This is a genomic window from Pseudoalteromonas sp. GB43, assembly GCF_054923805.1.
Window position 1 is genome coordinate 965,104 of record NZ_JBPCHJ010000001.1, and the last position, 25,138, is coordinate 990,241.

Consider the following 25,138-nt stretch of genomic DNA (forward strand, 5'->3'; position numbering starts at 1 on the left):
TTCAGCTATTACTTATAAAACAATTATGCTCGTCACTAGGTAAGCAATAAAAGTTAGCGCACCGCCGAATAAAGCGTATGGCATTTGGGTTTTTACGTGAGTTAATAAATCACACCCTGATGCAATGGCCGATACCGCGCTGGTATCTGAAATTGGCGAGCAGTGATCGCCAAACACACCACCACCTAGAATAGCAGCAATGACCAATGAAGGTGGTAAACCTAATGCTTGAATGAGCGGTACACCAATTGGAATAAGTATTGCGAATGTGCCCCACGAGGTACCTGTGGTAAATGAAATTACTGCACCCGTTAAAAACAGCACTGGCACAACCAAGTAAATAGGTAAGAAATCACCGACTAGCCCGGCTACAAACACACCCGTACCTAAGTCTTTTAAGCTTGCACCTAAAGTGAGTGAAAGTAATACAATAGACACTAATGGCAGTAACTCACCCATTCCTTTAAAGCCAATATCAACCAGCTTATGATGCGTAAATTCACGCGAGCTAATCATTAAAAAGTAAGCCACAACACAAGCTAAAATAGTTGCATACAGCACTGATTTAGAGCCGCTGCCGCTGGCAATATCGCCATCGCCAGTCCAGAACATAAAACCAACCATGCTACCAATTAAAGTGATAAGTGGCACAAGCATGTAACGCGCTTTTGAGCCTTTGACTTCTTCTGCAAGCTCCGTTTCTTGTTGTTCAAAATTTTCTTCTGCTTGCTTTAATGGGCCATGTACCTTGTCGAAAGTAATCGTATAAAACACGATAAGTAGCGCGATAATGGCATAGAAGTTATAACCAATACTGCCCCATAATACCGATACAGCTGACTCTTCCATTTCGTAGTTGCCAAGCAAGCCCAACACATAAGCGCCCCAACCATTTAGCAAGATTAAGATACACACAGGTGCACTAGTACTATCGATAATGTAAGCAAGGCGCGCTCGGCTCATTTTAAATTTATCAAACAAACCACGCGATAAAATCCCCGAGGTTAATATACTTAAGTTCGATTCAATGAACACCGCAATACCTGAGAACATGGTTAAGTAACCCACTTGGCGCTTACTTTTTGCAACCCCTTTGTTCATCAGTAAATTAACCGTCGCAGCCACACCACCAGATTCACGAATGTAGGCAAGTAAAGCACCGATTAGAACACTAAAAATAAGGATACGGCTATTACCAGGGGAGCTGGCAACTTCAATGACTCGCTCTATGGTATTGATAAAGGTGAAAAACAAGGTATTACCTTCACCATTCAGAGCAAGTAAAAACTCAGACGACGCAACAGCGACTAATAACGCCATGATCACTTCTTTGCGCCAAAACACAATTAAGATAGCAATCAAGGGTGGTAAAATTGAATACCAAGACATAAAAACCCTTTTAAATTAAGAACAACATTTTATTTTTATTATGCGAAAACTTGCTAAGCTTAATGGCTTTGCCACCAAACTCAACTTAATTCGACTAGTGATTTAATATACTCTCATAAATCAGTGAGATAATAGAGCCATACTTACCTGTTTCGAAACGCTTGCCGACAAACTGGTAATTTTCTTGCGAGCCTTCAATAGGGGTATGACGCGCATTGGTTAGTAGTACAATAGCAAGGTCGTATTCGGGGTCAATAACGGTTACAGTGCCTGTCCAGCCCGTATGACCAAAAGCCCGCGGGCTAGCATAAGGGCCAAAATGCCATTTGCGCGCTTGATGCCCAGCGCGTCGCCACCCTAACCCATAGGTCTCATCGCTTGCTTGGGAGTTTGTGAATTGCTCAAGTACTTGTGGCGTAAAAATTTGTTTGTTGTCGTAACCGCCACCATTGAGTAACACCTGCATAAGTACGGACAAGTCACCAGCGGTACTAAATAGCCCCGCATGCCCCGCTACACCACCTAAAGCATAAAAGGCTTTTTCATCATGTACTTCACCTTGCAGTACATTGGTTCGAATGTTTTCAAACTCAATGCGACCACCTCGGGTGTTGCCGTTAATCTCAGTAGCGGCAATCTGTGAAGCTAAAAAGCCTTTTTGCAATGGATTATAAACCGTATGTGTTAAACCAAGCGGCTGATAAACTTGGCTCTCAACATAGGTATCGAGCGCCATACCGCTGATACGCTCAACTAATACACCAAGCAACATATAATCGATATCAGAATATAGGTGTTTTACGTTACGACCAGCCACAAAAGGCACGCCTGTTAATAACAGGTTTTTAGTACGCAGGCTGTTTTGAGAAAAAAAGCTCTCACCAAATTTATTGTCTTTACGATGAAAATCGACCACGGCTGGGTAACCCGCACTGTGGGTGAGTAAATCTTTTACTAAGCGCTGTTCACGGCCGCTGCCCCTAAATTCTCGTAGGTAATAAAACAGTGGCTTTTCTACGTCGAGTTTCCCTTCGCTGACAAGCTTCATCAGTGCAAAGTTAGTGGCAAACATTTTTGAATTTGAAGCTATATCAAACAAGGTATCGTTTTGCATGGCTTGTGGGCTTGCAAGCTCACTGCCATCAGTATGGTACTTTTTAGCCGCGCCATAATGGCTTAGTTTGATCAACTTGCCATCTTTAATAACGGCAAGTACTGCACCCGGAAAGCCCTCTTTAATCTCTTGATTAATTAACTCATCAACGGCACTAAAACGCTTTTGACTGTTGTTTGTATCAAGCGTTGGGTAAGGAAAACGTAAGGTTAAGCTTGCCCCTTCAGGCAACACATTCTCTACCTTATAAGTGTTAATGCCATCGCGGGTGCGTTTAGCTAAACTGTATTGATATATTTTTTCAGCTGTTAATGGTGAGGCAATATTAATTTTTTCACCATTAATGAAAATATCAGCACTGGTTGCATCTTGATTTTCTATGATGATTTCACCGCGGCCTTTATAGGCTATAAAAGTGCCTCGGTCGTTCACTAGCGCGCGGCTACTCGGATCAAGCGCCGGAATACGCGCTACAACTTGTGCATTGGCCAATGTTTTTGGCGCAGGCTCAACCGCTTGCTGTTGCTGCTGATATTCTTGGAATAACCGCTCAAGCTTTTTAGGAAAGTATTTATCTAATAACGCAAATAGCACTGCGGCACTTCTTGCATCACTATTGCCACTGACATGCCAAGGCAAAAAGTGCATTTGAAAAGCACTTAGGGCATCGAGCGTTTGCGAATCAAGCTGACCCGTTGCAATCACCTCATAGCCGTAACTGCGCAATGCTTTTTGCATTAATTCAACAGAAGGTTTTGATGCACTAAATAGCTGCCAATACTTATCAACGGTGTTGCTGTCATACCACGCACCGATACCTGCTTTATACAGTTGATACCAAGGAAAACGCGGGCCTGGGTCGTTCTTACGGCTTGGGGCAATATCAGAATGGCCAATAACTTGAGTTGGGCCGATATCTGGATTACGAGCAAGAATATCTTTGCTTAGCTTGATTAGTAGTTCAATTTGTTTGGCATCATAGTCTGGAAAAATACATAACTTGCTGGCGTCGTTTTCCATTGCAAGCTTTGTTTGCTCAGGAATATGACAGCTTGGTACATTCACTATTTCAATACCAATAGAATGATCGTTTAAATCTTCTCGTCCTTGCCAAAAGCTGCGTCCGGCGTGCCATGCCCTATCTTTTTCATCAACTAGCTGAATAATTTCTAAATCATCTTTTGGGTAACTAGGATCGCCTGATTCGGGTAATAAATAATGTGAACTCAATCCCCCTTCATCCACGAGCGCACGCATTGATTTTTCGTAATCAATAGCGGTGTAATGCATCACTAAGAACTTAACACGATGGCTGTAATTAGCTGATTGTGTGTAGGTATATGGATTACTGGCACAGCTTACTAATAATGCCGCACTACTGAGATAACACAGCTGTTTAAGTAATGTTTTCAAAGGGGTAAAACTCATAACAGATTCATACCTGATGATTTAAGCATTGACGATTCTCAGCAATACAGTAGCAACACCCACTTAACATGTAAAATATTTTATTTCAAATTTAAAGAATAAAAAGCATACATTATCGCTAAGTTACTAAAAATAGGGCTTTCTCAATAATTAGTGTTGTATCTATTATGGAATAAAACTATATTATTCCATCTAAATTAAGAAAAATATTCCAAACTTAGGTCTGCTAAAACAAAAATAAGTCGTCGTGTTAAGCAAACAATGCGCCCAAGCCCTGTGTTTATAATAGAACCATGCTTTGCGTTTTGACTAAGTTAAGCAAACAAAGTGAGCCCTATGTCTACTTTTGTAAAAATTAAAGCCTTACGCCAATCTCTATCGAGCAGCGAAGCTAAGCTTGCTGACTTTACGTTAAATTCAGCGAATGCGATTCGTAATTTATCATCGGTTGAACTAGCAAAAGTGGTTGGTGTAAGCCAATCGAGTGTGGTGAAATTTTCGCAAAAGTTAGGTTATAAAGGCTTCCCTGCTTTTAAACTTGCAGTAATTGATGCCCTTAACGATGAAACGAGCGAACCTAAACTACATGGCAAGATCACCCTTAATGACTCGCTAGAGCAAATCGCCGAAAAACTATTAAGCAGTAAATTGGCGGTATTAACGGAAACAAAAAACCTCAACGAAGCGCCTGCCGTCGAAAAAGCGGTAGAGCTATTAAAATCAGCAAAACGTATTCTGATTTGTGGTTTAGGTGGCTCAGCGCTGGTTGCAAAAGATTTTTCTTATAAATTACAAAAACTCGGTATGCCTGCAATTGCAGAGCCAGATGGGCATGCACAACTTGCGTATGTTGCGACCTTTTCGAAAGGTGATTTGGTCATCGCGATTAGTGAATCAGGTATGACTCGCGAAATTGCCGAAGTCGTTAAGCAAGCCAAGAAAAATTCAAGCTCGGTGATCTCAGTGACAAAATTTGGCAGTAGCCTTGTTGCCGACTCAGCTGATGTAAAACTTTACTCGGTTGCTGAGGGTGAGTCTGTACGTTTATCGTCAATTTTAGCGCGAACGGCACAAGATTTTGTCATTGATATTTTGTTTATAGCCCTAACGCAATCAAGCCGTCAAGGCCGTAAGTTACTAGAACATTCTAATGAAGTTGTTGGCGAATTTAAGAATAACTAATTTCTTCATTAAAGTTACTTAAATACTAAAAAGCAGCTTAGGCTGCTTTTTTTGTGTCTATTTTATATTTGTAATTAACAATTCATTTTTACCCTCTAAATCATTTACTCGTTTAGCTAAGGTACTGACCAAAAAGTCATAATTTCTTACAAAGTTTTGCTAACACTAAATTAGCCACTCGCTAAGGCTAGTTATTGCTAAGCTTTACCTAAAATCGGTTATATATTTTATTCCTAAAAACACACCTTAAAATAAAAAAATATTCTTGACCACATTCAATAACACCTGTTTAATATATGGGCAACATAATTTTAAAGTTCATAAGTCTCAATTGGGTAAGTAGTCCAGCAAAGCATATAAATATAAGGACGGGAAACAATGAAACAACATGCATCCACACTCGCAATGAGCTATATAGCAAAAGCGACTAGCAATGCACTTCGCGCAAAGAAAACAGCCTTAACCGGTGTTGTTATGGCCGCGGCACTCGCCAGCGCGCCAGCCTTTGCAAATCTAACCGGGGGGATCAAAGGTAAGGTATCATCACCAGAAGCACAGCAGTCACTGGCGGGGATCACCGTTACAGCAAAAAGTAATGTGATGCCAAAACCACGTACTGTCGTTACACGAGAAGACGGCAGCTACGACTTACCACAATTAAAACCGGGTACTTATGAACTGACTTTCACCGATAAAAACGGTGTAACTCAAACCATGACTGTGGATGTTTTACTTGAACAAACTTCGAGCCTAAACGTCACTATGGGTGGTGCTAACGAAAACGTTGAAGTCATCACGGTTACCGGCAGTAAATTATTCCGCCAAGGTAAGTCTGCACTAACTAACTCATTAGGTGAAGAAGCAATCAACAGCGTGCCTGTTGGTCAAGATTATCGTGACCTATTAAAACTTGTACCAGGTGTTGAGCTTTCGGCAAATACAATTTTAGGTCCGTCAGCGGGTGGCTCTGGGGTTGATAACTCTTATGGATTTGACGGTGTAAATGTTTCAATGCCAATGTTTGGTAACTTAGCATCAGAGCCATCAACTCACGACGTTGCTTACGTTACTATGGACCGCGGTGGTGCAAAAGCGGTTGGTTTTAACCGCTCAGGTGGCTTCTCAATTAACACCGTATCAAAATCAGGTACTGACGAGTTTCACGGCAATGTAGAATACAAAGTACAACCAAAAAGCTTTGTTGCAACACCTGTTGGTGAAGAAAGCTATGAGCTTGATAAAAGCTGGTTAACAGCAAGCTTAGGCGACCCACTTATTGAGGATACATTATATTTCTATACCTCTTATTATCGCCCAGAAGAAACTAAAGCGAACAAAGCTACCGCTTACGGTGATGTGAAGGACTATGAAAGTATTCGCGATGAATACTTTGGTAAATTAACTTGGGCGCCTACTGACGATATTTTAATTAATATTTCACAGCGTACATCTGACAAAGAAGTTAAAGGTGATTCAATTGGCGCTTACGAAACTGACAGTGTATCTGTCGGTAGTAAAGCTGACCAAGATATCTTTACTTTAGATGGCTCTTGGATTTTAGGCTCTGCAACTACTCTATCATTCCAATACAGTAAGTTTGAATTAGAAACAGGTTCAAAACCAGATACTGAGTTAAGCGTTATTCCATCATTATCTAGCCAAGTAGATATCAATAACCTTACTCAAATGGGTTATTTTTCTGTTCCAAACCTAAGAGAATATGATTCTGAAGGTGCTTTCACAGAAGAGCAAATAGCTTCTTATAATGCGGGAGCTACAGCATTAATCAATGCTTATGGTTACTTAGAAGATGGTGTGATGAAAGGTGAAGGTGGTGTTGGTGCTTACGCCCAATATGATAACCAAAACTTTTACAGAGACTCTTTTGAAATTAATTTAGAGCATGAGTTTAACTGGGGTGACACTTACCACACACTACACTTAGGCGCAAAATGGGAAGAAGGTGAAGAGCAGATTACTCGTTTATCAAATGGTTGGGGGCGCATCTCTTACCTAGGAGGTTTAGTCGATCCTGATGCAGACACTGAAGGTTTTGACCCTGCCGACGCTATATATAGAGCACATGTACAGCAAATGAGTCTAGCAACTGATGGGAGCACAGTCTCTGGTATCAATTCTGAAATGCGTAGCCTCAATTTCGAAATAAACGATACTATTGAACATGGTGATTGGACTTATAATATTGGCCTACTTGTGAGCCAAGATACTTGGTACGGGCAAGGCTTAAAAGAGAAATCGGGAACAGTATCGGGTTACGAGTTAGCTCCGGGCCATAAGTACGAAATGTATAAAACAGATTGGAGTGATATGCTTCAACCGCGTTTAGGTGCAACTTGGAATTATGCAGAACAAGACTCAGTATTTGCGAATTTTGCTATTTATAACCCTGAAGCAAGTTCATTAGCTCGTGCAGCATCTTGGGACCGTAACACACGCTCAGAAATTGAATTATTACTTGATGACTCGGGTAATATTCTTTCTGCATCACCTCGACGCGGCTCGTCAGGTAAAGCATTCCAAGAGGGTATGAAACCTCGTCGTATCAATGAGTTCACGCTTGGTACCACTAAATACGTGGGTTCTGATTTAGTATTACGTGCTCACGTACGTCACCGTAAAGGTATGCATTTTTGGGAAGATATGCCAAATGACGCTCGCTTAACTGACTACTCTGGTGTTGATGCAGAAGGTGTACCACAACACATAGCAGACAAAGGCCTTTATGTAGATAACCTAGCCGAAATCCGCGATGAAATTGGCGGTTCATCTTATGTTATTGCTGAAGTAGATGGTGGCGAGACTAAATATTGGGAAGCCAGTATCGAAGCTGAGTACCTAGGTGAAAACAGCTACATCAATGCTTCTTATGTTTGGAGTCATTACTACGGTAACTTCGACCAAGACAATACCACAACAAGTAATGATGCTAATAACTTTATTGGCTCATCATACTATGGTGATGGTCGTGGTCGTTACTCATGGGATAACCGCTACGGAACACTATCTGGAGATAAACCGCATAAAGTCAAAGTGTATGGTTACTACACTGTGCCGTGGGAAGCAAACATTGGTGCTTACTTTGTATTCCAATCTGGTCAAGCTTGGGAAGCATGGGATGGTACACAATACGGATACGCTTCAAGTCATGTGAGTCGCTATGCAGAACCTGCGGGGTCTCGAAGAACAGCAAGCCACTGGCAACTTGACTTAAACTACACCCAAGACTTTAAGTTCTCAGGTGATATGGAATTACAATTCCGCGCAGATTTATTTAATGTCTTTAACCGCCAAACAGGGTTCAACAAAAACCCGTACGCTCAGTATGAAAACTTTGGTGAATCACGCAGTTACTATAACCCGCGTAGTTTGCAGCTTTCAGTTAACTTCAAGTTCTAAGTTAATCAATCCTGTTGGGGCCGCTATTGCGGCCCTTTTTATGCCTCAAAAAAATAAAAGACAAAGCTTAAATTGTACAAAATGCTTTTGCAGCATCTATATTAGCCGCTTCTATCATGAAGTAGTCTAGCTGCACCGTTCGGGTTATCGCTCGCGACTCGCTGTTACTTTTACTTGCCTGCCACAGCCAATGTTTAAGTGACTCTCGCGACACATCGATAAATAGTTCTTCTGGGAAGCTCTCTACAAAACGGATATCGGTGGTATTACCTTGTTTATCAATAGTAATAATAAAGCGCGCACAGCCTGTCTGCTTAGATATTAAAGCAGCTTGAGGATAGTTGGGCTTTGTTGCATGTTTAAGTGTCCACAGCTGCTCTGCTGCGTTTTTATCATCACGAAGGTCGAGCACATCGGTTGAGTTACTTGTTGCACTGTTTGGGAGTTGTGAGCAGCCAGCGAGTAAAGAAAATGCAGCAATTAAATGAACTTTCATGGTATATCCTTATAAATCAAGTCCCTGAATATACCACAATTAATTTTTAGAAATATAAAAAAACGAGGCAAGCGCCTCGTTGTTATTGCTCTAATTATCTAATTATTATTGATACAGCAAATATGGCCTTCGCTTGCGTTTAAAAGCGTTCAAATCCGCTTGCCAGCTTTTGCTTGATTTGTTGCTCAGTTTGGCCAGCTTCAATCGCTAAACGCAATTTATCAGTTCCTGCAAGTTTATCCATAAAACCAGCTCGTTCAAAAAACGTTTGATCATTCGCGCTCAACTGTTGATAAGCCGAAATAAACAAACTTAAATCTAAACCTTGAATATCAGCATCTCGTAAGTCTTGACCAAATACTTCAACCCCTTTGAATTTAGGGTGCATTGAAGCGCCTTTAATCGCCCTAGGCGTAAAACTAAATTCGCCCAGTTTAACTGGCGAGTAACCGACAACTTGAAACGGAAAATCAGTGCCACGACCAATAGTCACAGGCGTTGCTTCAAAGAAACACAAAGATGGATAAAGCGCAATTGATTGGGCATTTGGTAAGTTAGGGCTTGGCTTTATTGGTAGCTCATAAGCCATAGCACGGTCGTAGTTTGTAACAGGCACGACACTTAGCTCAAGCTTATCTGCGTCATTTATCCAGCCTTCGCCTTTGATCATTTGAGCAAGTTCAGCCACTGTCATACCGTGTAGAACAGGAATTTCGTGCATGCCAACAAATGAGCGAAATTGTGGGTCAAGAATAGGCCCATCAACATAGGCAATATTCGGATTAGGTCTATCGAGTACCACAACCTGTTTACCATTTTCAGCGGCAGCTTCCATTACGTAATGCATTGAGCTGATGTAAGTATAAAAACGCACACCAACATCTTGAATATCAAAAATAATGACATCTAGATCTGCAAGCATCTCAGGGCTTGGCTTTTTATTACTGCCATAAATCGACACAACATCAATGCCGGTTTTAGCATCTACTGTGCTTTTAACGTGAGCACCGGCGTCATGATCGCCGCGAAAACCATGCTCTGGGGCAAATATTTTGCCGATCACTACGCCATTATCAAGTAATGCATCAACCAAATGTTGACCATTCACCACTGACGTTTGATTAACGACCAAGCCAACACGTTTACCTTTTAATGCAGGAACATAAGCTTGAAAATTGGCTGCGCCAACCTGTAAAGGCTGTGCATTTTTAGGCGCTTGTGCAGGTGTTTCTTGGCAACCTAAAAGCGCAAAACAACTAAGAAGTAAAATAACTAATAAACGCATTATTCTTCAACCGCCTTACGTAAAAAGCCACCTGCTTTTGACAATAACTGTTTTGCTTCAGGAGCTGGTTTTCCGGTCAACACAATTAAAATAGCCAGTTTTGCGCTTTGCCCTGCTTGCTTTAATGCATCAACGGCTTGCTGCTGCGAACACTCTGTTGCTTGCATCACAATACGAATAGCACGAGCATGTAGCTTTTCGTTACTGGCATTTACATCAACCATCAGGTTTTTATAGACTTTACCTGTGCGGATCATGCTGGCTGTACTTAGCATATTCAACACCAGTTTCTGTGCAGTGCCCGATTTCATACGTGTAGAACCAGTCACAGCTTCTGCACCAACTACAGGGCAAATACCAATTTGTGGTAAACGCATCACAGCTGAGTCTGGGTTACAAGTAACACCCACAGTGACACAACCTAACGATTTAGCGTATTCAATTGCCGAGCAAACATAGGGGGTACGGCCACTGGCAGCTATGCCAACCACGACATCTTTACTGGTTAAACTCACATTTTTTAAATCTTCAACAGCAAGTGTTGTACTATCCTCAGCGCCTTCTACGGCTTTTTTAACCGCGGTGTCACCACCTGCAATAATACCGAGCACTTGCTGATCGCTAACGCTATAGGTAGGCGCACATTCAACTGCATCCAAAATACCTAAGCGACCACTGGTGCCAGCGCCAATGTAGATTAACCTGCCACCTTGTTGAAATGCGTCAACCACATGATCGACAGCTTCACTAATTTGTGGGATCACTTGTTTCACGGCACCCGCTACTTTGTGATCTTCATTATTGATCTTAGTGAGGATCTCAGTGGAGCTGAGCAGATCGATATCCAAAGTGTCTGGGTTTTGCCCTTCGGAGACAATACCGTTTAACTCTTCGAGTAACTCACGTTGTTGCTTAAAGACGTGCTCAGGGCTCATTGGGTTGTCCTTTTTCAATAATGTCATGGTAATGCTTTGCCGCTAAAATGGCGGCACCAGTTAATGAATCTCCTTTACAAGGAGATAATTCGTTTTGTAAGGCACGTGGCAATAATGGTTGGCTGACTTTCGCTAAACCACCAATTAAAATCACCGGTAACGGCGAGTTACCTCGGCTTTTATTTATTAACCTAACCACCGATTGGGTATGCTCTGTTAATACCGTTTTTGCCGCCTCACAGTCGTTTTGTAAGCTAAACACTAATGGGCTAAATGCTGCATAATCCGCAGGTTTTGCTTGTTTAAGCCAACTACTAATTGTTTGACGAGTGCATCCTAGCTGCTCACTCAAACGAACCGTTAATCGACTTTTTGGTAAATCATAAATATCTATATCGTTTAATAATTGCTGCACTGCCATCGAACGATGCGGGCACCACCGCCAAAATCATCAACGGAAAAGCCCCAACCGCTCACCAACTTTGTTTGCTTTTGGGCGTTTAATCGTGCACCGACAGCACCGGTGCCAAGGGCAATAACCACACATGGGTCACCAAGATTAGCACCATATAATGACGTAATTGCATCGCTGGTAATTTGCAAACTGGCAAATTCTATTTCGTAAACTAGCTTGAGCATCACTGTTAATTGTTCAGCAAGACTCTGCGATGAGCCACCAGCAACACCCATAACGGTGACAATTTCACTTGGCTTTGCGCCACTTTGCTGGCAAACATCGCGGGTCACTTTAACAATGTTTTCTAACGCTAAATCAAGATCATTCGAAATTGATGCCGAACCCGCTTGGGCACGGAAAGTCGCACCACTTGCCTGCTCTTTTAGCTCAGCTAACACTTTGGTGCCGCCGCCATCGATGGCTAAAATATAGCGTAAGGCCATTTATGCGCTCTTCTCGTGTGCCGCTTTACCTAGGCAACATACAATAGTTGCGAGCAATGTACCTATGCATAGCTGCCAAGTAAATCCTAAGTAAAAGCGCATTGACCCAGGTAGTAGCCAGTCAATCATGTAGGGCTGCATTAATAAGGTCACCATAAAGCCCGCTATTAGCGCCGCTAACACTGAACCTTCACTACCTCGTTTGGTGAACAAGGTAGTAAAATACACACCTAACAAACCGCTGTACGAAAACACCATGACACTTAGCGCAAATTTTAATAATGGCATATCACTGTATTGCTGCCAGAAATAGCAAAGAATAGCCATAAGCGCTAAAGCAAGGCTTACTAGAGCCATGCCTACACGACCCGCTTTTACAAAGTGATGGTCATTTACTTGTTTATTGTGTTTTTCCAAGTAAGGGCGATAGATATCTTGTACGATGACTGAAGACATCGAACTAAGCCCAGAGTTCAAAGTAGAAATAGCGGCAGCAATAATACCCACGCTGACTAAACCTTTAACCCCGGCTGGTACTTCGTTTAATACGTAGTACATAAAGATAGTAATTTTTTCGCCATTAAATTCTTGTACGACCGTTTGCCCAGCTTCGCTATTCATTAGTGCAGGTTGCTGATAAACAATATACAGCAGCAAACCAATAAAGATAAAAATAGCCATAACTGGGATCACCATCACCACCGATAGTAATAACGCTTTACTGCCTTCTTTTGGACTTTTACAGGTTAATAAGCGCTGCGTCATATCTTGGTCTAAACCAAATGCAGCGATGTTTAATAGCACAAACCCCGTCAACACAGAGGCCATGTTAAACACACCTGACGGGCCAAAATCTAAATCAAATTTAAACAGCGCAAGTTTTGAATCTGCACCAGGACTTGGCTCACTCAAAGTTGCAATAATGGTTGAGAAATCAGCCGGAATAACACTCAACAAGCACCAAATAACCGCAATAGCCGCACTGACATAAACGATACTTTGCAGTACATCAGAATAAATAACGCTGCGAATGCCACCCAAAAAGGTATAAAGCAGACCCGCAAGCGCCAATACTAAAGTCGCGATGACCACACTATCGGCATCGATATTGCCATATAGAATCATCGCCACAGCAATAGCGGCCATGTATAAACGGGCGCCACTGGCAAACACACGGCCAAATAAATACATCATGCCGCTACGGCGCTTGGCCTTTGGCCCGATACGTTTTTCAAGCAACTCGTAAACGGTATATACTTTTTGCTGGTAGAACTTTGGAATTAAAAATGCCGATACTATGAAGGCCGCAATAAAGGCACCGATATTAGTCGCAATATAAGAAAAGTCCCCTTGATAGCCTTGATCTGGCCCACCAATAAACGTTGCCGCTGATTGCGAAGTCGCTAAAACAGAAATAGCCACCATCCACGTTGGCATGCTATTTCCGCCTAGAAAAAAATCTTGGCTTGAGTTAGCGCGTTTGCGATTAAACCACCAGCCACTTAGCAATAAAATTGCACCGTAACTTGCGAATACTAGCCAATCGAGAAAAGCGTAATTTGCACTCATTTATTATCCTAACCCAAACCTTAATGGAATATATTATTCCATTATTATGACAAAATTAAAATACTTTTATTTCATTATTTTTATTTAGCTAAGTTAGGTAATTGCCACTGACTTTGCTTTTGTTGATATTGCGCTTTGGTTAAGCTGACTAATAGCGGCTTTTTACGCTCATCTAACCACGCAAGTAACGCATCCATATTGCTTTCTGTCATTGCTGTGCAACCTGCTGTAGGCTTACTTGGCGCCCGCCATAAATGCATAAAGATACAACTGCCCGCGCCATTGATATTGCTTGGGTTATGCTTAACAACAATGCCTTTTTTATAAAGGTTATCTTGGCTGTAAATATCACGACGCATCCATTCTGAAGAGTCTTTTACGGCATCTTCACCTACTTGTGCTTTATCAACCAATTGGTTGTAAAACGGTGAGCCTTTCACATCGATACAATAATCATTTGCTGTCATTGCTTGATAACTAAGGTTCGTTTGTAATGAATCTAAATAGCCAAAAGCAGTACCAAGCTCAAAAATACCTGCCGGCGCTTTACCATCACCTTCTTGTTTTTGCTGACCCGGCTGTGCAGGATGCAGCCCCACTCCCCACGCAAGGCCAGTACGACCCAGTACCACCGCGTGTTGCTGGCCTTGTTGTTGCCAACTACCAGCGGTTTTTTCAAAGCGATACAAGGTAGCATCAATGGCATCACTGTCATTGGCTACCACCACGACGAGCTGTTGATGACTGTTATCAATAACAGGTTTAGGTAACTCTTTACTGGCACAAGCCGATAAACTCATAACTGCAATAAGACTGACTAGTTTTTTCATGCTGGCCATACTCCGTTTGTAATTAGTTCAAGCCCCGTTATTGATTCAATACCAAGACCTGGGGCTTCCGATAAGCGTATTTGTGGGCCGCTAAATTCAACGCCCCCTAGCACAGGGTCATATTGACCAAGGGCTGGGCCATCTAAATCGATTTTACTGATTTGCTGCGCTTTGGCAGAGGCTAAATGTGCAGCCCCTGCAACGGCAATACTGCCCTCTAGCATACAACCTATCATACACTCTGCTTGGTATTGGGCTGTGATATTAGCAATCTCAATTGCTCGGCTTAAACCGCCCGTTTTCATTAATTTAATATTGATGATATCAACTGCGCCAAGTTCTAAAAGTTGTATTACTTGCTTCGGTGAAAAGGCGCTTTCATCGGCCATAATCGGGGTGTTCACTCGCTCAGTAATATATTTTAGACCTTGAATATCACTGCTTTTTACTGGCTGCTCAACCAACTCTAATACCACGCCGGCTTGCTCAAGTTGCTGCAGTGCAAACACAGTTTGTTTGGCATTCCAACCTTGGTTTACATCTAAACGCAGCTGAGCCTTATCGGCAAAGCCGGCATGAATTGCTTTTACACGTTCAATATCTTGATTAAGGTTATTGCCGATTTTTATCTTTAATACATCAAAACCTTGCTCAACCGCTCGCTGACAGTCACTGAGCATTTTATCTATGTTATCGACACTAATGGTGATATCGGTTTTTAGCGCTGACTTACCACCACCAAGTAGCTTATACAATGGCGCTTGATAGAGCTTGCCCCACAAGTCGAAAACCGCCAGCTCTAAAGCCGCTTTAGCACTACTGTTACCAACCACCGTTGATTGAATAATGTGGGTAAGCTGATTAATGTTTTCGATTTCTTGCCCCACTAATTTAGGAGCAATAAACTGCTGAATGACCGCTATCATTCCTTGATGGGTATCGCCTGTAATAACCGGAGTTGAAGCCGCAGAGCCATAGCCAATTTGGCCACATTCGGTGTCGATTAAAACCACTAAATCCTCAATAAAACTCACTTCTCTCAGTGCTGTTTTAAATGGGGTAACTAATGGCACTTTGAGCTTTGCAAAGCGAACAGCTTTAATTTTCATACTGACCTCTAGCGAATACGCTTAATGTTATAGATACGATCTAAGTAGCTGGTTTCTTGAGATAATCTAAGTGGCAATAATGGCGTGACCGACACCCCATTCAAGGCACTATTATAAAAACTACCATCGCCTTTGTTATAACCTAAGCCTTTAACGTCATGAATAACATAAGGCTCACCATGATGCTCTCCTAAGTACATCATTACATGACCCGGAATATAAATTAGATCGCCAATCGCCATGTTTTTAACCTTTGGCAACTTATCATCTGCCGCAGTATTTTTATCAAAACGACTATTTTGCCCGTATTCACTACTGCCTTGCTGACCTGAATTACGCGGCATTAGTAGGCCAAAGCTCTTATAAATTTCACCAACAAAGCCAGTACAGTCGCGACCATTGTAATCATGGCCCCAACCATAACGCTCGCCTAAAAACTTAAAGCCTTGTTTAATCAGATTCTGTTCGTTGTAGTCTAGGTAGCCTAAGTTTACATCGGCAGTTTTACTGATCATCGCCGGTTTAATTACAAGTTTGCCTTGCTCATCGCGGGTTGGTAGCTGTACAACATGGCTAGCATAGCTGTTTTGACCATTTAGCAAATACGGTACTTGCTCACTATCAACTAATGGTAAGCGCACTCCCATATCGAGCTGAACTTCTGAGAGGCCTTCATCATTTGGCACATAAGCAGTATTTACTTTTGCACCGGTTACCACCAAAAAGTTATCTTGTTCGCGATAGGCTTTAATTTTATCTGCATCAGCAAAGGCAAGATCTTCGGCAGGCGTCCACGCAAGATAGTTGTAAGCACGTACTAACAACCATTTTTTATCTGCGCTTTGATGCAATACAGCAACCGCTTCGCCCGGGAACATTCCGCTTTCTTGAAAGCGATCTAAGTCTTGATCAAGGCCGCTATTTAAAACCCGATCCCAGGTTGGAAAAGTGCGTAATGCGGTGCGCTTAACGACCACAGCAAAGCGTACCTCATTGTTATCTCCGACTTTGTTAAGGTTTAAGTTTTCCTGATATTTAGCAAAATCTTTCGCGGTGAGTTGTCGGCCATCAGTAAAAAAGCGCGGGCTTTTTGGAATTGAACTTGCTGAATGAATGGCGCTTGTTAGCTCGTCTTTAGTGAGCGATTTTTGAAATGAAAGAGGATCAACAATGTATTTATTATCTTTAATTAATTTCTCGTTGAAGGCTGCAATTTGCGCCTCTGTCATGATCACTTTTGCCGATGCACCTTGTGCTAGCCAGTAGCTGGGCGAAAGCTGTGACTGCGTGACCCCGATAACATCTGATTGCCAACCCTCAGCATGCATAGGTGCACTAAAAGCAACACCTAAAGTAATTGATAAAGCGATAATTGAACGACGCATAGCTGTACCTTATTGAACGCGTTAATCTAATAATTTTGTAAAAGCATGCTGCAACTTTTGCTGCATTTGCTTACCGACTGTTGGCAAATTGGCTTCGTCGGCCCCCGAAGTTGACTGCTGTACACTAAACGTAAACTCTCGGCCACCTTGGTAATTGCCTAAACACACATGTGCCAACATTACGGTTTCTGTGGTGGAGCGCGTTTCACTTAATCCCAACCAACTTTTTGCCAAACACGCCACTGCCCATTCGTTGCGCCATCGAGCACTTCCTTTGCTGAGCGACTATCATTTGGTGCAATAACATTTGCCAATGCATTTGTTACGATATGACTGATACCCACCATCATGCCGCCTACAGGAGCATGTTCATCTGTATGACCTGTGCCGTTAAGTAGCACATCAACATCAGTTGCTTGTAAATGAGGCATTTGCGTACTTGGTTCACGCTGATGACTAACCAGACGTTTTAACCATTCCGCTTGAGCAAGTGTGGTCATTGCTTTGTTGCCCGTTAAACCACAACCCTCACAACGATAACCCAAATAGCCAGGATCATCACTGCTTGCTTTGTACCGGCTTATCTTTGCATCAAGCTCATTATTAGCAGGGTTATGCCAGTATTCGTCTGATGGCATAAACTGCTCTGAGCCATATGCGCCGTTAAATAACAAACGCTGATCCTGTAGTTTTAGCCAGCCATCATTAAAAAGCCCACGTAAATATTCGCGCCCTGCCACATTGACAAAATAACTGGCTATCGCATTTGAGTTACCATCAGCTTTACCAAATGCTTCGTAGCTATTAATACTGCTGATCAAATCAGCGAGTGCCGTATCACCAGCAAAAGAAGCTGCGCCAAGCTCTGGGTGGGTTTGCCTTACTTTTGACAGCGCACCGCTAAACGCTTGAACCTTCGATGAGCTCCAAGGTTCATACAGATCATTGTGGCTGCCGTCACTTAAATACCGGTAAGCTAATTGCCCTGCTTGAACTTGATAATCGATTAGGAGTAGCTTGCCCGGTTGCTCTGGGGCTAAAAAATACTGCCAGTCGGCTGCCACTCTGTTTTGCCAACCCGCCTGCTGGTAATTAACCTCAGCTGCTGATTTATAGCCTTGCAGCTTAGTTTCACTCTCAAGCGATAAACAGCCGGTATTGGTTAAATCGCTTGGCAAAATAGCAGGCGCTAACATTACCTGCTCGAAGTATTGTTGGTCGGTTATCGGGGCTTTTTCAGTGCTTGTTTGACAACCAGCCAAGAGTATCAGGGTGCAACTTATAGCCAGCCTGTTTTGATATGCACCTTTCACATACATAAAATAAAATTCCCACTTGTTATTATTTTTGGAATATTTTATTAAATCTAACACAAATTGACCATGAAGCAAATTAACTCAATTTTTTAAACGTTTTTTGCATCCAATATTAGCAATTACTCGTTTGTTGATTAGCACCTTTCAAATAAGGATCTTTCAAATGAATAAGCTATGTATCAGTGTTGTAACCTTCTGCTGCTCTTTTAACGCGTTTGCTAATATAGAAAAAATAACGGTTTATGGTCACCGTACTGGATTAATCGGTGAGTCTATAAGCGCCTCTAGCGGTATTATTGGTCAGGGTGAAATAGAAAATAGACCCATGCTTCGATCTACTGAATTGCTTGAGTTAATTCCCGGTATGGCTGTCACCCAACACAGCGGCTCTGGAAAAGCGAATCAATATTTTATTCGTGGCTTTAATCTTGATCATGGAACAGACTTTGCCACGAACATTGATGGTATGCCTATCAATATGCGCAGTCATGGTCATGGGCAAGGCTATACTGACTTAAACTTTATAATTCCAGAAACAATTGCCACTGTTAGTTATCAAAAAGGCAGTTATGATGTGCGCCAAGGCGACTTTTCAACGGCTGGCAGTGCTTATTTTCATTTATCTGACAACCCTAAACATGATCAGCTCAGTATCACTGTAGGGGAAGATAACTTCTATAGAGGTGTTGCATTAGGGAGTACCTCAATCGGTAGTGGCAAACTGGTAGGCGCGACAGAGTGGCAAGTTTATGATGGGTATTGGCAGGATATTAATGAAGACGTTAATAAAAAAAACGCATTGCTACGTTATAGTCGTGATTCAGAACAAGGTAACTTATCAATTACGGCAATGGCTTATGACAACAGTTGGAATTCAGCAGATCAGATCCCGCAAAGGGCTATTGAGCAAGGTATCATTTCAGAGCTTGGCTCACTCGATAAAACACTTGGCGGAGAGTCAAGTCGGTATAGCTTATCGACAAATTGGCAAGGACAAAACTTATCAGTAAGTGCATACCTCATCGACTACGAGCTAAATTTATACTCTAACTTCTCATATTTCCTTAATGATCCAATTAATGGCGATCAGTTTAACCAACGAGATAATCGCACTATCTCAGGTGGAACACTAAGCTATCAATTTACAGCTAATGTAGGTGATATTCCCGTTAATCATACCGTTGGAACAGAGCTTCGGCATGATAATGTGAATAAAGTTGGCCTATACAATACACAAGCCCGAAAGTACCTTTCAACAGTACGACAAGACAGTGTCGAGGAAACAAGCTATACAGCATACTGGCAAACACAACTTCATTTAAGCCAACAGTTAGAGGCAACCCTTGGTGTTAGATATGATTATTTAGATGCTCACGTTGATAGCGACAACAGTTTAAATTCTGGAGATGCAGATGATGATTTACTCGGCTTTAAGGCGAGTCTAACTTACTTATTTACTGATAACCTTGCTGGTTATGCAAACTGGGGGCAGTCTTTTCATTCAAATGATGCTCGTGGCGCAACCATTGCTCAAGACCCAGTAACATTTGAGGCAACAAACACCGTAGACTTACTCGTTAAGAGTAACGGTGCAGAGTTAGGGTTGCGCTACTTCGATGAGCAACAATTTAACTTTTCTGCAGCCCTTTGGTGGCTAGAACTCGACTCAGAATTGTTGTTTGTTGGTGATGCAGGTAACACTGGACCAGTGATGCATCACAGCGCTATGGTATAGAACTAAGTGCCTACTACTGGCTTAGTGACACATTAAGCTTAGATGCAGAAGCGTCATTTACGTATTCTCGTTTAGACATTAGCAATAACAACAACCGTATTGAGGGAGCTGTACCAGTGGTTGCAAGTGCCGGGATTAGCTGGCAGTTTGCACAACAGTGGCAAAGCTCATTACGTTTACGCCATATAGGTAAACGTATGTTGAGTGATGATGGCAGCAAACGTTCAGAGCCTTTAACTGTGGTAAATGGTTTAGTGAGTTATCAGCAAACTCATTGGAAAGCAGAACTTGAATTGCTTAACTTGTTTGATAGTAATGACCATGACATTGATTACTACTACTCATCAAGACTAGCGGGCGAACCAACAGAAGGGGTAGAAGATAATCACTTTCACCCCATTGAGCCACGCACAGTTCGATTAAGCATGAGTTTTTTATTTTAAAGAATTCACGACTGAAGTCGCTCCTACAACCACACCTACGCGAATTGCAGGCACAAAAAAACCGACTTTCGTCGGTTTATGTCACTTTCAAGAAGAAAGTGGCGGACGCGGGACGTATTTTAAAACAGTGAACCTCCGGCTGCGTGGTTCAAAGTCGCCTAAAGAATAATAAGGTGCAATAAAACGGTATATTTATTCACGACTGAAGTCGCTCCTACAACCATACCTACGCGAATTGCAGGCACAAAAAAACCGACTTTCGTCGGTTTATGCCACTTTCAAATAGAAAGTGGCGGACGCGGGACGTATTTTGAAACAGTGAACCTCCGGCTGCGTGGTTCAAAGTCGCCTAAAGAATAATAAGGTGCAATAAAACGGTATATTTATTCACGACTGAAGTCGCTCCTACAACCACACCTACGCGAATTGCAGGCACAAAAAAACCGACTTTCGTCGGTTTATGTCACTTTAACTCTACATGAGAGAAAGTGGCGGACGCGGGAGGATTCGAACCTCCGACCGCCTGGTTCGTAGCCAGGTACTCTATCCAGCTGAGCTACGCGTCCGCAGTATGTTTCGCATGTTTAAGTCGCGCATTGACCATGTCTTAAAGACAAAAAAACCGACAGCTTGTCGGCTTATGTCACTTTCTAAGAGAAAGTGGCGGACGCGGGAGGATTCGAACCTCCGACCGCCTGGTTCGTAGCCAGGTACTCTATCCAGCTGAGCTACGCGTCCGCAGTTGCATTTTATAATCTTGCAATGATTTATCTTTATACTCGATGTGAGCTTTCAAATATGGCGGACGCGGGACGTCTCTTGAAAGAGTGAACCTCCGACCAAATTTGTATCTTTATACTCGATGTGAGTTTCAAATATGGCGGACGCGGGAGGATTCGAACCTCCGACCGCCTGGTTCGTAGCCAGGTACTCTATCCAGCTGAGCTACGCGTCCACACGCACATTTGAATATTGCTAATTTATTCTCCTAGCAGAGTCAAAGTAAAAATTGGCTTACGCGGGACGTCTCTTGAAAGAGTGAACCTCCGACCAAATTTACTAACATCTTATACTCGATGCAGAGTCAAAGTAAAAAGTGGCGGACGCGGGAGGATTCGAACCTCCGACCGCCTGGTTCGTAGCCAGGTACTCTATCCAGCTGAGCTACGCGTCCACACATATTACTTTCAAGACATGCCATTTTAGAAAAATGGTGGAGAAGGAGGGATTCGAACCCTCGATAGAGCTACAAACCCTATACTCCCTTAGCAGGGGAGCGCCTTCGGCCACTCGGCCACCTCTCCGTCTTGTGGGGCGTATAATAAAGACTTCAGGAAATATGTCAAACACTTTTCAAGGAAAATCGTACAGATGGTTATAGATTATCCACAACGCACAAAAACAACTCGTTTTTGTTTACCCTTTAGTCGTTTTTTCTTTATCACTCAACGGCTCAAGACCCGTCAGTGGGATTAGTTCATCTGTTAATTCGGCTAGGTATTGGTCTTGATAACCCAATTGTTGGAATTCGGCGATGCAGGCACGATAAAAAGCTTCACGTTGATGCTCGCTTGGCGTTGTCTCTACTGAAGACTGCGAAGGCTTTTTTGTCATTATTATTAAGTCCGTTTAAACGTTGAAGAGAATGGCGTAATGATGTCATATCTTGTGTAAAAATAATACTATCGGACTTAGAATTAGTAGAAAACTTTACAACTTAGTAACTTCGTTTGAAGAATAATTCAGCATTTTCTTTTAGATCAGCTAATTACAATTAAATATAAAAATTGAGAGCAATAAAAATCAGAAAATTCTGATAACAAAAACGCCGCTAAAAAGCGGCGTTTTCAGAACATTTAGCTGATTAGTCAGCTTGAGGACGCATGTGTGGGAATAGGATCACGTCTTTAATTGTTGGTGAGTCAGTAAATAACATCACTAGACGATCGATACCAATACCCTCACCCGCTGTTGGTGGTAAGCCGTACTCTAACGCACGAATGTAATCTTCATCGTAGTGCATTGCTTCATCATCACCTGCGTCTTTCTCTTCAACTTGACGAGCAAAACGCTCTGCTTGGTCTTGTGCATCGTTAAGCTCAGAGAAGCCATTTGCTAATTCACAAACCGCCAACGAAGAATTCGAAGCGGTCAGTTACAAACGGGTTTTCATCGTTACGACGTGCAAGTGGAGATACTTCCCACGGGTAAGCAGTAATGAAAGTCGGTTGAATTAGCTTATGCTCAGCTGTCTCTTCGAAGATTTCACATAGGAATTTACCTGGGCCCCATACGCAGTTTTCTGGGATCTTAACGTGTACTTGCTTCGCGTACGCTTTAAGTTCTTCAAAATGGTTTTCAGGGTCATTAAATACTGCAGCATCAAAGTCTGGGTTGTACTTAAGGATAGCCTCGCTCATCGTTAAACGCGCAAAAGGTTGACCAAAATCGTACTCTACTGAATCTACAACTTCACCATTTTCATCTTTCGTTGTGTTTACCACAATTGGTGAACCAAGTACGTCTGTCGCAACAGTACGTAACATGTCTTCAGTGATGTTCATTAAGTCAATGTAATCAGCGTATGCTTGGTAGAATTCGATCATTGTGAATTCTGGGTTATGACGCGTTGATAAACCTTCGTTACGGAAGTTACGGTTGATTTCGAATACACGCTCAAAGCCACCCACAACTAAACGTTTTAAGTAAAGTTCAGGGGCAATACGTAAGTACATGTCGATATCAAGTGCATTGTGGTGTGTTACGAATGGACGTGCAGACGCACCACCTGGGATCACTTGTAACATCGGCGTTTCAACTTCCATGAAGTCACGATCAGCTAAGAAACGACGGATACCTTCAACAACTTTTGAGCGAATACGGAAAGTTTCACGTGTCGCTTCATTCGTAATTAAGTCAACATAACGTTGACGGTATTTAGTTTCTTGGTCAGATAAACCATGGAATTTTTCTGGTAACGGACGTAATGACTTTGTCAGTAACTCGTACTCTGTCATTTCTACGTATAGGTCACCTTTACCTGATTTATTTAGTGCGCCTTTAACACCGATGATGTCACCGATATCAAGTTGACCGTATTTTGCTTTTAAATCTTTTTGTACGTCTTTTGATGCGTACGCTTGAATTTGACCTTTCATGTCTTGTAACGCAAGGAAAGGACCACGTTTTGCAAGAATACGACCTGCTACTGATACAACGTGTTGCTCAGCAACTAATTCTTCTTTCGATTTATCACCAAACTCAGCTTGCAAATCAGCCGTGTAATGTTCACGACGGAATTGGTTTGGATGACCGTTGGCTGGGCAATTTTCGCGGATTGCGTCTAATTTGCCACGACGCTCAGCGATTAACTTATTTTCGTCTTGGATTTGATCAGTCATTTTTTAGCTCTTTTTTAGCTTGGTGGTTATAAACGCCAGATTTAAGGCTGGCTTCAATAAATTTATCTAAGTCGCCGTCAAGAACCGCTTGTGTATTACGGTTTTCAACGCCAGTACGTAAGTCTTTAATGCGCGAGTCATCAAGTACGTATGAACGAATTTGACTACCCCAGCCAATATCAGATTTAGCATCTTCTTGGCTTTGTTTCTCAGCATTTTGCTTTTGAATTTCAAGTTCAAACAATTTCGCTTTTAACTGCTTCATTGCTTGGTCTTTATTCTTGTGCTGTGAACGCTCATTTTGGCACTGTACAACAGTGTTAGTTGGTATGTGAGTAATACGAACCGCTGACTCTGTTGTATTTACGTGCTGACCCCCAGCGCCTGATGCGCGGTAAACGTCAATACGTAAGTCTGCCGGATTAATATCAATTTCGATATTATCGTCGATTTCTGGGTAAACGAATGCCGATGCAAACGAGGTATGGCGACGACCACTTGAGTCGAACGGGCTCTTTCGCACTAAACGGTGAACACCTGTTTCTGTACGTAACCAACCGTATGCATATTCGCCAACAAAGCGCACTGTTGCGCCCTTGATACCAGCCACATCACCATCAGTTGCTTCAACCAGTTCAACTTTAAACCCTTTTGCTTCACCCCAACGTAAATACATACGCAGTAGCATGTTGCACCAGTCTTGGGCTTCAGTGCCGCCAGAGCCTGATTGTAAATCAAGGTAAGCATCGTTTTGGTCATGATCGCCTGAGAACATACGACGGAACTCTAGCTTTTCAAGCTGTGCGTTTAAATCGCCTAATTCAGCTTCAGCTTCAGCGAAGGTTTCTTCATCTTCTGCTTCAACAGCAAGCTCGACTAAACCTTCAACATCTTCGGTACCAGACACTAGATTATCAATGGTCTCAACGATAGCTTCGAGTGCCGACTTTTCACGGCCAAGTGCTTGAGCTCGCTCTGGCTCATTCCACACTGCTGAATCTTCAAGTTCTGCGTTAACTTCTTCTAACCGCTCTTTCTTAAGAGGGTAGTCAAAGGTACCCCCGAAGCAGTTCAGTACGTTCGCGAATTTCCTTGATTTGATTAATCACAGGATTCACTTCAAACATGTACATTACTCCAAAATGGCTGATTTACCGCGCACCGTTATCGACAATAAATACGGTAAATTATCTACAAATATTAA

The 25,138-nt window shown here is 42.3% G+C and carries 18 protein-coding genes, 5 tRNA genes and 2 pseudogenes; 4 read left to right on the forward strand and 21 right to left on the reverse strand.

What is annotated here, in order from left to right:
* Positions 1–12: 12 nt before the first annotated feature.
* Both ACRWSG_RS04565 and pbp4b read right to left on the reverse strand, forming a co-directional pair.
* Positions 13–1,389, reverse strand: a complete 1,377-nt coding sequence (locus ACRWSG_RS04565; RefSeq protein WP_462165751.1) for a Na+/H+ antiporter NhaC family protein — start codon at positions 1,387–1,389, stop codon at positions 13–15.
* Positions 1,390–1,483: 94 nt separating this feature from the next.
* Positions 1,484–3,931 carry a penicillin binding protein PBP4B gene (gene pbp4b / locus ACRWSG_RS04570; RefSeq protein WP_462165752.1) on the reverse strand — a complete coding sequence of 816 codons (2,448 nt, stop codon included), beginning with the start codon at positions 3,929–3,931 and terminating at the stop codon, positions 1,484–1,486.
* 336 nt (positions 3,932–4,267) lie between these two features.
* Here pbp4b and ACRWSG_RS04575 point away from each other — a divergent pair, with 336 nt between their 5' ends.
* Complete coding sequence (locus ACRWSG_RS04575) at positions 4,268–5,113, forward strand: MurR/RpiR family transcriptional regulator (RefSeq protein WP_054551264.1); 846 nt, start codon at positions 4,268–4,270, stop codon at positions 5,111–5,113.
* Positions 5,114–5,491: 378 nt separating this feature from the next.
* On the forward strand, positions 5,492–8,530 hold the full coding sequence (locus ACRWSG_RS04580) for a TonB-dependent receptor (protein WP_462165754.1): 3,039 nt from the start codon (positions 5,492–5,494) through the stop codon (positions 8,528–8,530).
* Between the two features lie 67 nt (positions 8,531–8,597).
* Here the strand turns inward: ACRWSG_RS04580 and ACRWSG_RS04585 are convergent, their stop codons facing one another.
* The 11 genes and pseudogenes from ACRWSG_RS04585 to ACRWSG_RS04635 all read right to left on the reverse strand — a co-directional run bounded on the left by ACRWSG_RS04585 (position 8,598) and on the right by ACRWSG_RS04635 (position 18,358).
* Positions 8,598–9,026, reverse strand: coding sequence for an energy transducer TonB (locus ACRWSG_RS04585; RefSeq protein WP_054551262.1), 429 nt, complete (start codon positions 9,024–9,026; stop codon positions 8,598–8,600).
* A gap of 105 nt (positions 9,027–9,131) precedes the next feature.
* Positions 9,132–10,311, reverse strand: a pseudogene (locus ACRWSG_RS04590) (exo-beta-N-acetylmuramidase NamZ family protein).
* On the reverse strand, positions 10,311–11,246 hold the full coding sequence (gene murQ, locus ACRWSG_RS04595) for an N-acetylmuramic acid 6-phosphate etherase (protein WP_138601982.1): 936 nt from the start codon (positions 11,244–11,246) through the stop codon (positions 10,311–10,313). Before murQ ends, ACRWSG_RS04590 begins: the two are co-directional and overlap by 1 nt.
* Positions 11,236–11,667: a hypothetical protein gene (locus tag ACRWSG_RS04600; RefSeq protein WP_462165755.1), complete on the reverse strand. Its 432-nt coding sequence runs from the start codon at positions 11,665–11,667 to the stop codon at positions 11,236–11,238. The genes murQ and ACRWSG_RS04600 overlap by 11 nt, the downstream gene beginning before the upstream one ends.
* Positions 11,646–12,146, reverse strand: coding sequence for a glucosamine kinase nucleotide-binding domain-containing protein (locus ACRWSG_RS04605; protein WP_462165756.1), 501 nt, complete (start codon positions 12,144–12,146; stop codon positions 11,646–11,648). Before ACRWSG_RS04605 ends, ACRWSG_RS04600 begins: the two co-directional genes overlap by 22 nt.
* Positions 12,147–13,715: a sodium:solute symporter gene (locus ACRWSG_RS04610; protein ID WP_462165757.1), complete on the reverse strand. Its 1,569-nt coding sequence runs from the start codon at positions 13,713–13,715 to the stop codon at positions 12,147–12,149.
* A gap of 80 nt (positions 13,716–13,795) precedes the next feature.
* Positions 13,796–14,545 (reverse strand): L,D-transpeptidase family protein, encoded by a 750-nt coding sequence (locus ACRWSG_RS04615; protein ID WP_082389162.1) that lies wholly within the window; start codon positions 14,543–14,545, stop codon positions 13,796–13,798.
* The gene (locus ACRWSG_RS04620) at positions 14,542–15,654 is read right to left on the reverse strand and encodes a dipeptide epimerase (protein ID WP_462165758.1); all 1,113 of its coding nucleotides are present in this window, start codon (positions 15,652–15,654) and stop codon (positions 14,542–14,544) included. The genes ACRWSG_RS04615 and ACRWSG_RS04620 overlap by 4 nt, the downstream gene beginning before the upstream one ends.
* 8 nt (positions 15,655–15,662) lie before the next feature.
* Positions 15,663–17,039, reverse strand: a complete 1,377-nt coding sequence (locus tag ACRWSG_RS04625) for an SH3 domain-containing protein (RefSeq protein ID WP_462165759.1) — start codon at positions 17,037–17,039, stop codon at positions 15,663–15,665.
* A gap of 21 nt (positions 17,040–17,060) precedes the next feature.
* Positions 17,061–17,219: a hypothetical protein gene (locus ACRWSG_RS04630; RefSeq protein ID WP_462165760.1), complete on the reverse strand. Its 159-nt coding sequence runs from the start codon at positions 17,217–17,219 to the stop codon at positions 17,061–17,063.
* 29 nt (positions 17,220–17,248) lie between these two features.
* A complete protein-coding gene (locus ACRWSG_RS04635) occupies positions 17,249–18,358 on the reverse strand; it encodes a hypothetical protein (RefSeq protein ID WP_462165761.1) in 1,110 nt (369 codons plus the stop codon).
* Positions 18,359–18,518: 160 nt separating this feature from the next.
* Here ACRWSG_RS04635 and ACRWSG_RS04640 point away from each other — a divergent pair, with 160 nt between their 5' ends.
* Together ACRWSG_RS04640 and ACRWSG_RS04645 are read left to right on the forward strand one after the other, a co-directional pair.
* Positions 18,519–20,090, forward strand: coding sequence for a TonB-dependent receptor (locus ACRWSG_RS04640; protein ID WP_462165763.1), 1,572 nt, complete (start codon positions 18,519–18,521; stop codon positions 20,088–20,090).
* Entirely contained in the window at positions 20,087–20,533 is a 447-nt protein-coding gene (locus ACRWSG_RS04645) for a TonB-dependent receptor domain-containing protein (RefSeq protein ID WP_462166895.1), read from the forward strand. The genes ACRWSG_RS04640 and ACRWSG_RS04645 overlap by 4 nt, the downstream gene beginning before the upstream one ends.
* Before the next feature lie 489 nt (positions 20,534–21,022).
* Here ACRWSG_RS04645 and ACRWSG_RS04650 read toward each other — a convergent pair.
* The 8 genes and pseudogenes from ACRWSG_RS04650 to prfB all read right to left on the reverse strand — a co-directional run bounded on the left by ACRWSG_RS04650 (position 21,023) and on the right by prfB (position 25,061).
* A tRNA-Arg gene (locus tag ACRWSG_RS04650) sits at positions 21,023–21,099 on the reverse strand.
* A 95-nt stretch (positions 21,100–21,194) separates the two neighbouring features.
* Positions 21,195–21,271: transfer RNA gene (locus ACRWSG_RS04655), tRNA-Arg, on the reverse strand.
* 140 nt (positions 21,272–21,411) lie between these two features.
* A tRNA-Arg gene (locus ACRWSG_RS04660) sits at positions 21,412–21,488 on the reverse strand.
* 142 nt (positions 21,489–21,630) lie between these two features.
* Positions 21,631–21,707 (reverse strand) — tRNA-Arg (locus ACRWSG_RS04665).
* A 37-nt stretch (positions 21,708–21,744) separates the two neighbouring features.
* Positions 21,745–21,837: transfer RNA gene (locus ACRWSG_RS04670), tRNA-Ser, on the reverse strand.
* 112 nt (positions 21,838–21,949) lie between these two features.
* Positions 21,950–22,147, reverse strand: a complete 198-nt coding sequence (locus ACRWSG_RS04675; RefSeq protein ID WP_054551252.1) for a hypothetical protein — start codon at positions 22,145–22,147, stop codon at positions 21,950–21,952.
* 250 nt (positions 22,148–22,397) lie between these two features.
* Positions 22,398–23,934, reverse strand: a pseudogene (gene lysS / locus ACRWSG_RS04680) (lysine--tRNA ligase).
* Positions 23,927–25,061 (reverse strand): peptide chain release factor 2 gene (gene prfB, locus ACRWSG_RS04685; protein WP_462165764.1). Its coding sequence is split into 2 segments (ribosomal slippage): positions 23,927–24,985 and positions 24,987–25,061, totalling 1,134 coding nucleotides; the frame shifts between segments, so codons are not numbered across the junction. The pseudogene lysS and the gene prfB overlap by 8 nt, the downstream one beginning before the upstream one ends.
* Positions 25,062–25,138: the final 77 nt, after the last annotated feature.